Source organism: Nocardia otitidiscaviarum NBRC 14405, assembly GCF_000308635.1.
GTDB lineage: Bacteria > Actinomycetota > Actinomycetes > Mycobacteriales > Mycobacteriaceae > Nocardia > Nocardia otitidiscaviarum.
Genome location: NZ_BAGD01000054.1, coordinates 86,561 through 99,800, shown reverse-complemented (window position 1 = coordinate 99,800; position 13,240 = coordinate 86,561). Strand labels below are relative to the sequence as shown.

15 protein-coding genes are annotated in these 13,240 nt (G+C 70.6%); 7 read left to right on the top strand and 8 right to left on the bottom strand.

Features of this window, described 5'->3' with window-relative positions; all coding sequences use genetic code 11:
• Nucleotides 1-51 precede the first annotated feature (51 nt).
• The 3 genes from ON31_RS36590 to ON31_RS10500 all read right to left on the bottom strand — a co-directional run bounded on the left by ON31_RS36590 (nucleotide 52) and on the right by ON31_RS10500 (nucleotide 2,567).
• The gene (locus ON31_RS36590) at nucleotides 52-216 is read right to left on the bottom strand and encodes a hypothetical protein (RefSeq protein ID WP_157533635.1); all 165 of its coding nucleotides are present in this window, start codon (nucleotides 214-216) and stop codon (nucleotides 52-54) included.
• Between the two features lie 70 nt (nucleotides 217-286).
• Nucleotides 287-1,699 (bottom strand): S1 family peptidase, encoded by a 1,413-nt coding sequence (locus ON31_RS10505; protein ID WP_039812154.1) that lies wholly within the window; start codon nucleotides 1,697-1,699, stop codon nucleotides 287-289.
• A 67-nt stretch (nucleotides 1,700-1,766) separates the two neighbouring features.
• Nucleotides 1,767-2,567, bottom strand: coding sequence for a DUF1460 domain-containing protein (locus ON31_RS10500; RefSeq protein ID WP_039812151.1), 801 nt, complete (start codon nucleotides 2,565-2,567; stop codon nucleotides 1,767-1,769).
• A gap of 86 nt (nucleotides 2,568-2,653) precedes the next feature.
• Here ON31_RS10500 and ON31_RS10495 point away from each other — a divergent pair, with 86 nt between their 5' ends.
• The 3 genes from ON31_RS10495 (at nucleotide 2,654) to ON31_RS10485 (ending at nucleotide 5,453) form a co-directional block, all read left to right on the top strand.
• Nucleotides 2,654-3,409: a glutamine amidotransferase gene (locus tag ON31_RS10495; RefSeq protein WP_039812148.1), complete on the top strand. Its 756-nt coding sequence runs from the start codon at nucleotides 2,654-2,656 to the stop codon at nucleotides 3,407-3,409.
• Between the two features lie 57 nt (nucleotides 3,410-3,466).
• Nucleotides 3,467-4,357, top strand: a complete 891-nt coding sequence (locus ON31_RS10490; protein WP_039812145.1) for a ketopantoate reductase family protein — start codon at nucleotides 3,467-3,469, stop codon at nucleotides 4,355-4,357.
• A 130-nt stretch (nucleotides 4,358-4,487) separates the two neighbouring features.
• Nucleotides 4,488-5,453, top strand: coding sequence for an Acg family FMN-binding oxidoreductase (locus ON31_RS10485; RefSeq protein ID WP_039812340.1), 966 nt, complete (start codon nucleotides 4,488-4,490; stop codon nucleotides 5,451-5,453).
• A 6-nt stretch (nucleotides 5,454-5,459) separates the two neighbouring features.
• Here ON31_RS10485 and ON31_RS10480 read toward each other — a convergent pair whose 3' ends face one another.
• The 4 genes from ON31_RS10480 to ON31_RS10465 form a co-directional block, all read right to left on the bottom strand.
• Nucleotides 5,460-6,104, bottom strand: a complete 645-nt coding sequence (locus tag ON31_RS10480; RefSeq protein WP_039812142.1) for a response regulator — start codon at nucleotides 6,102-6,104, stop codon at nucleotides 5,460-5,462.
• Between the two features lie 173 nt (nucleotides 6,105-6,277).
• Complete coding sequence (locus ON31_RS10475; RefSeq protein WP_255222053.1) at nucleotides 6,278-6,937, bottom strand: UdgX family uracil-DNA binding protein; 660 nt, start codon at nucleotides 6,935-6,937, stop codon at nucleotides 6,278-6,280.
• Nucleotides 6,912-7,430, bottom strand: a complete 519-nt coding sequence (locus tag ON31_RS10470; RefSeq protein ID WP_051037065.1) for an NUDIX domain-containing protein — start codon at nucleotides 7,428-7,430, stop codon at nucleotides 6,912-6,914. Before ON31_RS10470 ends, ON31_RS10475 begins: the two co-directional genes overlap by 26 nt.
• Before the next feature lie 126 nt (nucleotides 7,431-7,556).
• Nucleotides 7,557-7,931, bottom strand: a complete 375-nt coding sequence (locus ON31_RS10465) for a hypothetical protein (RefSeq protein ID WP_039812136.1) — start codon at nucleotides 7,929-7,931, stop codon at nucleotides 7,557-7,559.
• A gap of 152 nt (nucleotides 7,932-8,083) precedes the next feature.
• Between ON31_RS10465 and ON31_RS10460 the strand changes: the two genes are divergently transcribed.
• Genes ON31_RS10460 through ON31_RS10445 form a run of 4 tightly spaced genes read left to right on the top strand, consistent with a single transcriptional unit; the run spans nucleotide 8,084 to nucleotide 12,372 of the window.
• Nucleotides 8,084-9,460: a glutamine synthetase family protein gene (locus ON31_RS10460; RefSeq protein WP_081592349.1), complete on the top strand. Its 1,377-nt coding sequence runs from the start codon at nucleotides 8,084-8,086 to the stop codon at nucleotides 9,458-9,460.
• Nucleotides 9,461-9,518: 58 nt separating this feature from the next.
• On the top strand, nucleotides 9,519-10,220 hold the full coding sequence (locus ON31_RS10455) for a gamma-glutamyl-gamma-aminobutyrate hydrolase family protein (protein ID WP_218007311.1): 702 nt from the start codon (nucleotides 9,519-9,521) through the stop codon (nucleotides 10,218-10,220).
• Nucleotides 10,217-11,575, top strand: coding sequence for an aldehyde dehydrogenase family protein (locus ON31_RS10450; protein WP_039812128.1), 1,359 nt, complete (start codon nucleotides 10,217-10,219; stop codon nucleotides 11,573-11,575). The genes ON31_RS10455 and ON31_RS10450 overlap by 4 nt, the downstream gene beginning before the upstream one ends.
• Nucleotides 11,575-12,372, top strand: coding sequence for a 3-oxoacyl-ACP reductase (locus ON31_RS10445; RefSeq protein ID WP_370450490.1), 798 nt, complete (start codon nucleotides 11,575-11,577; stop codon nucleotides 12,370-12,372). The genes ON31_RS10450 and ON31_RS10445 overlap by 1 nt, the downstream gene beginning before the upstream one ends.
• Here ON31_RS10445 and ON31_RS10440 read toward each other — a convergent pair whose 3' ends face one another.
• Nucleotides 12,373-13,221, bottom strand: coding sequence for a phytanoyl-CoA dioxygenase family protein (locus tag ON31_RS10440; protein ID WP_039812122.1), 849 nt, complete (start codon nucleotides 13,219-13,221; stop codon nucleotides 12,373-12,375). It abuts the gene before it with no gap.
• Nucleotides 13,222-13,240 lie beyond the last annotated feature (19 nt).

Below are 13,240 nucleotides of genomic sequence, written 5' to 3'. Positions count from 1 at the left end.
ACGGCCCGCTCCGCCCACCCGCGCGTAGTCGACAGCCGAGGCGGCCAGCCCTCAGCCGGAATGGTCTTCCTCGGCGGGCCGGGTGCCGGGCGATACTCGAATCACCCCGGCCTCCAGGTCGAGGTCCACGCGCGGCCGATGAGTCTGCCCGCCGCTGTCCTCGCTGTTCTCATTGGTCAGCTTCTTGCCGGGGAACAGTTCGCCCATGACGCCCATACCTCGACCATAGCCCGCCCAGACCATGACAGCCCAGCGCACGGCCCGCCCAAGTCACGGCCGCGGCCGCTCACTCCGTGCGCAGGGTCAGGCCCGGGTTCTCGTCCAGCACAGCGGCGACGGGCTGGGCGATCAGGCCGGGGCCGAAGTCGGCGGAACCGGCGCTGATCGGCTCGCGCACCGGGCACAGCGCCAGGTTCACCGACGGCACATTGCTGGAGATGCCGAGGGCCTTGGTGCCGGTGAGCACCGGGCCCCCGCTGTCGCCGGGCAGGGCGCAGGCGTTGGTGCGGAACAGCCCGGTCAACTCCACCGCCGGGGTGCGCCGGTGCTGGTCGCTGACCCGGCTGGTGACATCGACCTCGCGCACCACACCGCAGGTGAAGCCGGTGGTGGCCCCGGACTTGCAGATCGGCGCGCCCACCACGGGCGCGGCGACCCCGTCGACCCGCAGCGAACCCTCACCGGGCACGCGAACCTCGTTGTTGGCGAGTCGATCTCGCGCACCGTCGGCGACCGCGACGACGGCGTAGTCCCGGCCGCCGAAGACCGATCGACGGAATCCGCCCAATCGCTCACCGTAGGGGCGGCCGGGAATCCACTCGTATACGCCTGCCGCCGTAGCGGTTCCGGCCGCGGCGGGAGCCGGATCGCAATGTCCGGCGGTGATGTTCACCGGGCCGCCGCCGCTGTCGGCGCCGTGGAAACCGAACGAGCAGTGCGCACCCGTCGAACCCGCCACGGCCACATAGGGATCGGCCGCGGCGACGCTGCCGCTCGGGGTGCGCGGGGTATTGCGCCAGTAGTCCTCGGCACCCGGCGTGGCCTCGGGCGCGGGCCCGGTCTCGGGCAGCGGACCGGTGGAGCCGAGTCCCGCACTGCCGGTCGGCGCCAGTGGGGCGGCCACCGGCCGCGCCTGCACCACCACGCTGTCCGGCGCGACGAACGGCGGCATGGCCACCCCGGCCCGCTCCACGCGCACCACGATCCGATTGCCGACCACGTCGATCCCCACCCCGTGCACCGCCTCGGCGACCGTACCGGGCTGTTCGGCCAGCCATCCTTCGAAGGCCGACTTCTCCCGCCCCAACTCCACCTCGCTGCGGTCGGCGGTCCGCACCTCGAAACCGGCAGCCCGTGCCGCCCGCCGGGCCGCGTCCGCACCCTCACCGGGGGTCAGCGCCGCGACCGGGGTGGCACCGTCCAGCCAGGCTCCGGCGAAGGCCAGCGGATAGCGCTGCCGCGCGTCGGCGGCGAAGCCCGCCACCCGCTGTCCGAGGTCCGCGCGCCGCAGGTACTCCCCCGCCGTCAGGCCCAGATCCCGCTCGACGGCGTCGGTCAGCCCCACGGGCAGTGCCGGTTCCGCCCTCGCCATATTTCCGGGGACGGTCAGCGCCAGTCCGGCGGCTGCGGCAATCGCCATGCGGCGCAGCGGAATCGAGACGACGGCCGATCGGGTGCCCGGCGAGCGCGATAGACCCATGAGACAAACAGTAGAGTCTGTTTGTGACGCGGGACACAACCGCGAGCCCGCGTGTCACGGCCCCGCGTCACACCGGACGCATCACCACGATGCCCGGGGTGCTGCGCACGTACTCGCGGAACGGTGAGTCGACCACTTCGTTGTGCTCCGCCAGCGAGGACGCGTTGCGGAAGACCGGGCCGGACGGTGTCATGACGAAGAAGCCGACGTGGGTGACGTCGAGTCCCGCCGCGTCGGCGTACGCGCCGATGTAGTCGCCGGTGCGCAGCTGGGCGATCACGGTGTCGTCCACCGCGTCGCGGGGAATGTAGGTGATGGCGCGGTCGACCACCGGCAGGCCCGGAAGATAGGTTCCGCCATCGGCTTTGGCGTTCAGGTGCTTGTCCACCGTGACCGCCGCCGCGCTCACCGAGGCGGTGATGTCCGTGGCGGCGATGCGCTCGGTGTGCGCCCAGTCGCTGAAGAAGTGCTTGCGGTGCGCGAAATCGACCCGCCCGTCGGTGTAGCGGGTCCGGATCAGATTGTCCACGAACTGGTCCCGGTCGGCGGAGCGGCTCAGCGCCGTCACGTAGTCGAGATAGGTGAAGCAGTCCAGCGCCCGGAAGTCGATCACCAGCTCTTCGGGCCGGTCGGCGGAGCCGATGAGCATATTCGCCCGGTACGGGGTGCCCAGGAACTCACGGGAGAGCAGTTCCAGCATGTCGCCCGTGCTCCGCTCGCCCGCGCCCGCCCGCACCCGCAGCAGGTCGTCGAGCTTGCCGGAGGTGGTGTCGTCGAGGGCCGGAGCGGCCGTCGCGACCGTCGGGACGAATGCGGCACCGCACACCAGGGCCAGCAGCAGGAGCAGGACACGAGCGAAGTTGCGCAAGACGCCTCCAGCGGATTCGGTACACAAGCGACATCCACCGTAGTCCTGGCCCGGCGGACCCGGTACTGCCGTCACAATCTGAAGTCATGCCCAAGCCCTGCCTGCTGTTGCAGCTACGGCCCGAGCGATCGGCCGCCGACGACGAATACCAGGCCATCCTGCGCGCCGCCCGGCTGGACGCGGACCGGATGGTGCGCATCCAGATGGACCAGCACTTCCCCGAACTCGATCTCGACGACTTCTCCGCGGTCATCGTGGGCGGCGGCCCCAGCAATGTGAGCAAGCCCTGGGATCTGAAGTACGACTATCAGCGACTCTTCGAACCCCCGCTGCGGCTGCTCGTCGCCGAGATCGCCCGCCGCGACTTCCCGTACCTGGGCGCCTGCTACGGGCTGAGCATGCTGGCCGATGTGCTCGGCGGCAAGGTGAGCGAGGAACGGTACGGCGAACCGCCCGGGGCGCAGACCATCGTACTCACCGCCGCCGCCCGCGAGGATCCGCTGCTGAGCACCATCGCGCCGGAATTCCGGGCCTTCGTGGGTCACAAGGAAGCCTGTCAGGAGGTACCCCCGGGCGCGGTGCTGCTGGCCGGTTCGGCGGGCTGCCCGGTGCAGATGGTCCGGGTGGGCAGCAATGTGTACGCCACCCAGTTCCATCCCGAACTCGACGGCAACGGACTCGCGGTGCGCATCGAAACCTACCGTCACGCAGGGTATTTCGATCCGACGGAGGCCGACTACCTGACCGAGCTCGGGCATCGGGAGACGGTGACCGAACCGATGGAGATCCTGCACCGCTTCATCACCCGCTACTGCGGCGACGACCGCACGGCAATGCGATGATCGGTGCGAGGCGGCCACCGGAAGCGGGGCCGACCGACGAAAGGATCGCATCGCATCATGACCGATCACGTATCGACCGTGGCCGTCCTGGGCCCCGGCGGGGTGGGTGGACTGCTGGCCGCACTGCTCGCGCGAGCCGGACACCGGGTGGTCTGCCTGGCCTCCGAGGACACCGCGAAGACCCTGCGCACCGACGGAATCCGGGTTCGCAGTGGGCAATTCGGTGATTTCACGGCCGCGGTCGAGGCGGATACCGAGCTTCGGGAACCAGTGGACGCCTGCCTGGTGACCGTCAAGCACACCGCCCTCGACACCGCCCTGGACCGCATCGCGCCGGCGGCCCTCGGCGACGGCCTGCTGATCCCGCTGCTCAACGGCGTGGACCATCCGGCGCTGCTGCGTGCCCGCTACGGCGCCGACCGGGTCGCCCCCGCCGTCATCCGCGTCGAATCCACCCGCACCGCACCGGGAGTCGTCCAGCACGGCAGCCCGTTCACCGAGATCGACCTGACCGGTGCGTCGGCACCGCGCGATCGGCTCGACGCTCTGGCCCGGGCACTCACCGCCGCCGGGGTGAGCACCCGGGTACTGGCCGACGAGGCGGCGGCGCTGTGGGCGAAACTGCTGTTCCTGGCACCGCTGGCGCTCATGACCACCCACTACGCGGAGCCGATCGGCGAGATCCGCACTCGGCATCGCGACGAACTGGCCGCACTGGTGGCGGAGACAGCGGCGGTCAGCGCGGCCTGCGGCGGGCCGTCCGACCCCGCCGCGGCACTGGCCCGCTACGAAACCTTCCCCGCACAGGCGAAATCCTCCATGCAGCGGGACGCCGAGGCCGGGCGGGCGCTCGAACTCGACGCCATCGGCGGTGCGCTGCTGCGCGCAGCCGCCCGCCACGACATTCCGGTGCCCATCGCGACCCGCCTGGTCCGAGCCCTGAGCTGAGCATCCGCCGCCCGGCCCGAGCCGCAGGTCCCGGATGCTCGGGACCTTCGGCTCGGTGTCGAACCGCGCCCCGACGAACACACTCGGGTTCGACACCATACGACGCGGACGGAAGGGCGGAAACCGACAGATGCTGGCTGAACGGCCGAATCCGGACACGGTGGCAGCCGCACTGGATCTGGCGGTGCGCGCACCGTCGGTACACAATTCGCAGCCGTGGCGGTGGCGGCTCGGCGACGGGACGGTCGAGCTGTTCGCCGACCGGAGCAGACAGCTGCCCGCCACCGATCCGCAGGGCCGCGGTCTGGTGCTGAGTTGCGGGGCGGCGCTGCACCACCTGCGGGTGGCGGCGGCCGTGCTGGGCTGGACCGCCGAGGTGCGATACCTGCCGGAGGCCCGGGAACCCGATCTGCTCGCCGCCGTCGAGTTCGCGCCCTCGACACCGGCGCGCTCGGATTTCGACCTGGCCGCCGCGATCCTGCATCGGCGCTCGGACCGGCGGCGGTACAGCACCTGGCCGGTGCCCACCGGCTATCTGCGGCGGATCACCGGCGCCGCGGTGGGATTCGGCGCGGCGGCCCGCCATGTACCGGAGGGGTTGCGGGAGCGATTGGCGCGGCCCGCGTGGGCGGCGCTCGAACGACACGCTCGGGACGCCGACTATCAGCGCGAACTCGCCGCATGGAGTGGGCGGCGCGGCGGCTGTGACGGGGTGCCCGCGGCGAATACGCCCCGCCCGCAATGCGGCGACGAGATTCCGGTGCGCACCTTCCTCGACCCCGCGCTGGCCGACCGCACCCTGCACCCGGATGCCGCGGAATGGCTGGTGGTGTGCACCCCGGGCGATGACACCCGGGCGCGGTTGCGGGCCGGTGAGGCCCTGAGCGCACTGCTGCTGACGGCGACGGACCTGGGCCTGTCCAGCTGCCTGCAAACCGAGCCGCTCGGCGTGCCCGCACTGCGAGAGGAGATCAGGTCCCAGGTGCTGCACGATTGCGCTCACGCCCAGGCCATGGTGCGAATCGGGTGGGTGCCGACCAGCGCCGCCCCGCTGCCGCATACACCCCGCCGCCCACTCGACGACATCGTGGTGTAGCCCGCCTCAGCGCTCGGGCAGATCTGCCAGCCCGAGCCGCGCGGCCAGCACCGCGGCCTGCGTGCGACCCGCCACCTCGAGCTTGCTCAGCAGCTGCGACACATAGTTCTTGACGGTCTTCTCCGACAGGAACATCCGCCGCGCGATCTGCCGGTTGGTCAGTCCCTGGCCCAGGTAGGCCAGGACCGTGCGCTCCCGGTCGGTCAGATTCGACAGCGGTCCGGGAGCGGCCTGTTCGCGCAGCTTCCCCATGAGCACCGCGGTGGCGCGGTCGTCCAGCAGCGACCGCCCCGCGGCGACCGCGCGCACGGCCGCGACCAGCTCCGGCCCGCGAATGTCCTTGACCAGGAACCCACTGGCCCCGGCGAGCACGGCCCCCACCATGGATTCCTCGTCCACGAACGAGGTCAGCATGAGGCAGCGGAGGTGCGGCGCGGCGGCCAGCAGATCGCGACACAGCTGCACCCCGCTGCCGTCGGGCAGGCGCACATCCAGCACGGCCACATCGGGCCGCAGCGACGGCACCCGGCGCCGGGCCTCGGCACAGGTCGCGGCCTCACCGACCACGGTGAGATCGTCGGTGTCCTCGATGAGTTCGCGAATTCCGAGGCGTACCACCTCGTGATCGTCGACCAGGAACACCGTCACCATCGCCGCACCTCACTCCCCTACCGCATCCCACCCCACGCACCTGCGGATACCCGTGAGCCGCCGCGGGAAACGCCGCGCACCTGCGACACCGCACGCGCGGCGCCGCGACCGTCGGCCGACCCTCCGGGCCAGGGCCACGGTTCTCAGGGCGGCAGTTCTCAGGGCCGCGGTTCTCAGGGCCGCAATTCCCGGGCGACCACCCGCAGGTCCGCGAGGAATCCCCGGTACGCCCGCTCCCGATCAGGATCGCGCAGCACCGCGGAGGGGTGCACCGTGGCGACGGCCCGGTAGTCGTCCGCCGCCACCACTTGCCCGCGCATCCGGGTGACCCGGAAGTCCGAGCCCAGCACCGCCTGGGCCGCCACCGCCCCGAGACAGACCACCAGCTCGGGCCGAATATCGTCGAGTTCGGCGGTGAGCCAGGGTGCGCAGGCCACGATCTCGGTGCGGCCGGGGCGCTGATGGATGCGCCGCTTGCCGCGTTCGGTGAACTTGAAGTGTTTGACGGCATTGGTGAGGTACACCGTCTCACGATCCAGACCGGCTTCCTCGAGCGCCCGGTCCAGCAGCCGCCCGGACGGGCCGACGAACGGATGCCCGTCCAGATCCTCGCGGTCGCCCGGCTGCTCGCCGATCATGACCACCCGCGCGTCCGGCGGGCCCTCGCCGAACACCGTCTGGGTGGCGTCGTGGTACAGCTCGCAGCCCCGGCAGTCGCGGGCGGCGCGCCGCAGGGTCGCGAGGTCGGCATGTTCGGGTACGAATTCCGCCGCGGTCATGGTCGAGGTATAGCCGCGGCGGGCCGTCTCACGCTTCCGAGTGGGATCGGTAATTCGCGAGGATGCGGCGAATCGACGGGGTGACCGGCAGGTCGCCGTCCAGCCGGACCCAGTGGTGGTCGACGTAGTTGGTCAACCGGACGGGCCCGATATTCGCCACCTCGACCGCGAAGTGCTCCCGGCGCACCGGTGTCCCGGCATTGGACAGGTAGTCGAAGCTGCCCAGGTGGCGGACCACATCGACAACCGTCAGACCGGTCTCCTCGAATACCGCGCGGGCCACGGCGAGCGCGAGCGGCTCCCCCGGTCGCACGGTGGTCCCGGGTAGGTTCAGCGGGCTGCGGCCCGCGACATGCTCGTCGTGCTCCAGTAGCAGCACCGCTCCGTTGTGCTCGATGACGACGCCGAGCCGCAGCGCCACACCGTCGGAAACGGCCCGGTCCAGCAGTTCGCTCATTACCGACTCACCGATGGACAACTTGGGCGACACCTCGAAACTCCACACAGCACACCACATCTCGTCTCGCCGGACATCCTCGACCGACATCACCTTCAACGCTACCGGTACGACGGCTCCCCCGGGTGGGGTCCGCGTCGAATCCGGCGCATCTCCGCCGATCCGGCGGACCACCGAAAAACTTTCGCACTGTTGCATTCACCGAGGGCCTGTGTATCACCAAGCGCCGATGAAGAGTTCGAGGCTCGCCAGCGCGATGGCACCGAACAGCGCGATCGTACCCGCGAGGAGCAGGGTGAGGCGGCGCGCCCGCCGGATATCGGGTCCGGCGAGCCGGGCGGCGGCGACACCGCCCACCGCGCCCAGCAGGCCCAGCACCGGCGCGCCGCCCAGCACCAGGTAGAACAGGCTGCCCAGCGCCGCGGAAATCGCACCGCCGAACCCATCGGCATAGCCGGTCAGCGGAATCGGGAAGCGGTACAGGACCGCCACGATCGCCGCGGCCACGGGTGCGGCCGCCACGGCGGCGAGGGCCCCGACGAGCGCCTCCTTCCCGACGGGCGCGGTTCCTGGGGTCGGTGCGGTGGGCATGCGTCGCAGCGTAGGCCGCACCGCACCGCGCCCGGCTCGGCGGAACTACCTCGGCGCGTTGCGTAGAACTACTCCGACCCGCGGCGTGAATCGACGCACGGACGGCCCACCGGTCGCCTAGCGTGAGCAGGTCGGTGCCGAAAGGGGTCTTGATGCGAACCGGGATGCTCACCGTCGCGGATCTGGTGCAGCGGGTCGAGGCGGGCATGGTGGACACGGTGTTGGTCGCCATGACCGATATGCAGGGCAGATTGCAGGGCAAGCGATGTTCGGCACGCTACTTCGTGGAGGAGGTGCTCCAGCACGCCACCGAGGCGTGCGACTACCTGCTGGCCGTGGACGTGGAGATGACGACCGTGGACGGCTACGCACTCTCGTCCTGGGACACCGGCTACGGGGATTTCGTGCTGCGGCCCGATCTCGACACCCTGCGCCTGGTGCCCTGGTGGCCGGGCACCGCCCTGGTGCTGTGCGATGTGGAACGGCTCGGCGACCGGGGTGAGCCCGCGGGCGAGCCGGTGACGGCCTCACCTCGGCAGGTGCTGCGGGCACAGCTGGATCGGTTGGCACAGCACGGTTTACGCGCCTACGTCGGCACCGAACTGGAATTCCTGGTATTCGACGACAGCTACGAGGCGGCGCAGCGCGGCGGCTACCGCGAACTCACGCCCGCCAACCAGTACAACGTCGACTACTCCATGCTCGGCACCGCGCGCGTCGAACCGCTGCTGCGGCGCATCCGCAACGAGATGGCCGGGGCGGGCATGTATCCGGAATCGGCCAAGGGCGAATGCAATCCGGGCCAGCACGAGATCGCCTTCCGCTACGACGAGGCGCTGGTGACCTGCGACAACCACAGCATCTACAAGACCGGGGCCAAGGAGATCGCCGCCCAGGAGGGGCGCAGCATCACCTTCATGGCGAAATACAATGAGCGCGAAGGCAGTTCGTGCCACATCCACATCAGCCTGCGCACCGAGTCGGGCGAGCCGGTGTTCGCCGGTGACGGCAAGGGCGGCGAATCCGCGCTCATGCGGCACTTCCTGGCCGGACAGCTGGACTGCCTGCGCGAACTCACCTACCTGCTCGCACCGAATGTCAACTCCTACAAGCGCTTCCAGACCGGCAGCTTCGCGCCCACCGCGGTGGCCTGGGGCCGGGACAACCGCACCTGCGCGCTGCGCGTGGTCGGACACGGATCGTCGCTGCGCGTGGAGAACCGCGTCCCCGGCGCCGACGTGAACCCCTACCTCGCGGTGGCGGCCATCATCGCCGCCGGTCTGCACGGCATCGAACACCGCCTGCCCCTGGAACCGGAGTTCCACGGCAACGCCTACCGCTCGCAGCGCCCCCGGGTGCCGCGCACCCTGCGCGAGGCCGCCCAGCTCTTCGGCGACAGCAAGGTCGCCACCGCCGCCTTCGGCGCGGACGTGGTCCGCCACTACCGCAATGCGGCCCAGGTCGAACTCGACGCCTTCGACGCCGCCGTCACCGACTGGGAGCGAATCCGTGGCTTCGAGCGCCTCTGAGCGACCACGCGACAGCACAGCACCACACGGCGACACAGCTACCGGCGGGCGGCCGGTGATCGGGTTGTCCACCTACTCCGAGCGCGCCCGCTACGGCGTCTGGGATCACGAGGCGGTGCTGCTGCCGCGGGACTACGTCGATCTGGTGGAGCGGGCCGGGGGGATTCCGGTGTTGCTGCCGCCGGTCGGTAGTGCGGCGGCGGAACTGGTGGCGCGGCTCGACGGAGTGGTGCTGACCGGCGGGGCCGATCTCGATCCGGGCCGCTACGGCGCTGCGCCGCACCCGTCCGTGCGCCAGATCCGGCCGGGGCGAGACGAATTCGAGTTCGCGCTGTTCGAGCGGGCGCGGGCGGCCGAGCTGCCGGTGCTGGCGATCTGTCGCGGCATGCAGCTGGTGAATGTGGCGCTGGGCGGCACGCTGCTGCAACATCTGCCCGATGTGCTCGGCCACGAGGAGCACTGCCGGGTGCCCGGGGTCTTCACGCCGACGCGGGTGCGCACCGCACCGGGCAGCCGACTGGCCGCGATCGTCGGCCCGCAGGTGCTGGCGCACTGCCACCATCATCAGGCGATCGACCGGCTCGCCCCCGGTCTCACCGTCTCCGCCCGCGCCGAGGACGGCATCATCGAGGCGGCGGAGTCCGACACCGGCCCCTTCCTGGTCGGTGTGCAATGGCATCCGGAGGCCGACGCCACCGAACACCGGCTCATGCGGGCCCTGGTGGACGCGGCCGTGACGAATCGAAGGGAGCACCGGTGACGACGCAGGTGATCAACCCCGCGACCGCGGCGGTGGTGGCGACGGTCGAGGCGGCCGACCTGGCCGCCACCGACGCCGCCATCGACCGCGCCCGGCGCGCGGCGGCGGACTGGCGGGCGGTCGCCCCCGGTGACCGGGCACGCCTGCTGCGCCGGTTCGCCGAGGCGGTGGACGCCGATCTGGAGCGGCTGGCCCGGCTCGAGGTGCGCAATGCCGGGCACACCATCGGCAATGCGCGCTGGGAGGCGGGCAATGTGCGCGATGTGCTGCACTACAGCGCGGGACTGCCGGAACGCCTGCTGGGCAGCCAGATTCCGGTGGCCGGCGGCGTGGACATCACCTTCTGCGAACCGCTCGGGGTGGTCGGCATCATCGTGCCGTGGAACTTCCCCATGCCCATCGCCGCCTGGGGTTTCGCACCCGCGCTCGCGGCCGGGAACACCGTGGTGCTCAAACCGGCCGAGCTGACTCCGCTCACCGCCATCCGCCTGGGCGAACTCGCCCGCGAGGCCGGGCTGCCCGAGGGCGTCTTCCAGATCGTCACGGGTAAGGGGTCGGTGGTGGGTCAGCGGTTCGTGACCCATCCGGCGGTGCGCAAGGTGGTGTTCACCGGCTCCACCGAGGTCGGCAAGCAGATCATGGCGGGCTGCGCCGAGCAGGTGAAGCGGGTGACCCTGGAACTCGGCGGCAAGAGCGCCAATATCGTCTTCGCCGACGCCGATCTGGAGCGCGCCGCCGCCACCGCACCCTACGCGGTCTTCGACAACGCCGGTCAGGACTGCTGCGCGCGCTCGCGAATCCTGGTGCAGCGCAGTGTGTTCGACCGATTCCTGGAGCTGCTGGAACCGGCCGTGCAGGCGGTGCGGGTGGGCGATCCCGCCGACGAGTCCACCGAAATGGGTCCGCTCATCTCGGCCGCGCACCGAGAGCGGGTGGCCGGATTCCTGGAGCCCGCCACCACGGTGGCGTTCACCGGAACCTGCCCGGACGGCCCCGGCTTCTGGTTCGCACCCACCGTGGTGCTGCCCGGGAGCCCGACGGACCGGGTGGTCACCGAGGAGGTGTTCGGTCCGGTGGTGGCCGTCCTGCCCTTCGAGGACGAGGCCGACGCCATCCGCATCGCGAACGACACCGAATACGGCCTGTCCGGGTCGCTGTGGACTTCCGACGTCGGACGCGCACTGCGGGTCAGCCGGGCGGTGGAGGCCGGGAACCTGTCGGTGAATTCGCACTCCTCCGTGCGGTATTCGACACCGTTCGGCGGTTTCAAGCAGTCCGGGCTGGGCCGCGAACTCGGGCCGGACGCCGCCCGCGCCTTCACCGAGACCAAGAACGTCTTCATCGCCACCGAGTGATATCCCGTCACCCCCATCCCAGAGGAGATGCGTTGCAGCGCTTACAGGATCGAGTAGCGGTCGTCACCGGCGGCGGCAGCGGCATCGGCCTCGCCACGGTCCGCCGCTTCGCGCGCGAGGGCGCGAAGGTCGTCGTCGCCGATATCGACCCCACCACCGGCGCGGCCGCGGCCGCCGCGGTGGACGGACTGTACGTGAAGGTCGACGTCACCGACGAGACCCAGGTCCGCGCCCTGTTCCAGACCGCGGTGGACACCTACGGCGGACTGGATATCGCCTTCAACAACGCGGGAATCTCACCGCCGGAGGACGATTCGATCCTCGCCACGGGCATGGACGCGTGGCGGCGGGTGCAGGAGGTCAATCTGACCTCGGTCTACCTGTGCAGCAAGTACGCCATCGAACACATGCTCGCGCGCGGCAGGGGGTCGGTGATCAATACCGCCTCCTTCGTCGCGGTCATGGGTGCGGCCACCTCCCAGATCTCCTACACCGCCTCCAAGGGCGGTGTGCTGGCCATGAGCCGCGAACTCGGGGTGCAGTTCGCCCGCCAGGGCATTCGAGTCAACGCCCTGTGCCCCGGGCCGGTGAACACGCCGCTGCTCCAGGAGCTGTTCGCCAAGGATCCGGAGCGCGCCGCGCGCCGCCTGGTGCACATTCCGCTGGGCCGTTTCGCCGAACCGGAGGAGATCGCCGCCGCCGTGGCCTTCCTGGCCAGCGACGACGCCTCGTTCGTCACGGCCTCGCAGTTCCTGGTGGACGGCGGCATCTCCGGGGCCTACGTGACCCCGCTGTAGCTAATCCTCCTGCTCCAGTAGGCGTTTGGGGTGCATGCCGTTCACCTGGCCGATGAAGGGCGGGTGGATGCTGTACCCCAGCATGCGCCGGATGTCCTCGCTCACGGTGCGCACGATGTCGTGCGGCGTCGACAGCGTGAACGCCTCCTGCGGACGCAGCCAGGGTTCGCAGTATTGGGCGGTGAGCGCGAGCCGCGGATCCGCCGCGGTGTTCGCGCCACCGCCGTGCCACAGCGTGCCGAGGAAGAACACGCACGATCCCGCGGGCATGACCACCGGCACCCGGGTATCGGTCTCGTCCGGCAGCCGGTCGCCCCAGCGGTGGCTGCCCGCGATGATATCGGTCGCGCCGTTGACGGGCGTGAATTCGTCCACGGCCCAGATGGTGGCCGCACTCAGGGCCTGGCGCGGGCGCGGCAGCGGGTAGAACCCGTCGTCGGTGTGCAGCATCTGGGCCGCCTCACCGGGCAGGATATTGATCGCCTGGAGCATGGACAGCAGATAGTTCGGCATGAGCAGGCGGTCCAGCAGGGCCAGCACGCGCGGATGGGCGACCACGCGGTCGCAGCTGCGCGTCTTGTTCAGCAGGCTGTAGACCCGTTGGGTCGCATGCCCTTCGAAGTTGTTGCGGCCGGTCCGGTCCAGCAGCGGCCGCATCTCGCGCCGGATCTCGTCGAGTTCGTCCGGGGTCAGCAGGTTCTCCAGGATGACGTAGCCGTCGCGTTCCACGGCGGCCAGATCGGCCGCCACGATCTCCGGATCGACAGTGCTGCCGCCGCTTTCGGTGCGGCGGTATTTTCCGGCCAGATCCCCGGCCAGGTCCACGACCGATGTCACTTCGGCGCTCACGACGCCCTCCGATCCCTAT

Excerpts from the sequence above, each read along its gene's own strand:
- ON31_RS36590 (WP_157533635.1), bottom strand. The coding sequence starts at position 216 with ATGGGCGTCATGGGCGAACTGTTCCCCGGCAAGAAGCTGACCAATGAG.
- ON31_RS10505 (WP_039812154.1), bottom strand. The coding sequence starts at position 1,699 with ATGGGTCTATCGCGCTCGCCGGGCACCCGATCGGCCGTCGTCTCGATT.
- ON31_RS10495 (WP_039812148.1), top strand. The coding sequence starts at position 2,654 with ATGCCCAAGCCCTGCCTGCTGTTGCAGCTACGGCCCGAGCGATCGGCC.
- ON31_RS10490 (WP_039812145.1), top strand. The coding sequence starts at position 3,467 with ATGACCGATCACGTATCGACCGTGGCCGTCCTGGGCCCCGGCGGGGTG.
- ON31_RS10485 (WP_039812340.1), top strand. The coding sequence starts at position 4,488 with ATGCTGGCTGAACGGCCGAATCCGGACACGGTGGCAGCCGCACTGGAT.
- ON31_RS10480 (WP_039812142.1), bottom strand. The coding sequence starts at position 6,104 with ATGGTGACGGTGTTCCTGGTCGACGATCACGAGGTGGTACGCCTCGGA.
- ON31_RS10470 (WP_051037065.1), bottom strand. The coding sequence starts at position 7,430 with ATGTCGGTCGAGGATGTCCGGCGAGACGAGATGTGGTGTGCTGTGTGG.
- ON31_RS10465 (WP_039812136.1), bottom strand. The coding sequence starts at position 7,931 with ATGCCCACCGCACCGACCCCAGGAACCGCGCCCGTCGGGAAGGAGGCG.
- ON31_RS10460 (WP_081592349.1), top strand. The coding sequence starts at position 8,084 with ATGCGAACCGGGATGCTCACCGTCGCGGATCTGGTGCAGCGGGTCGAG.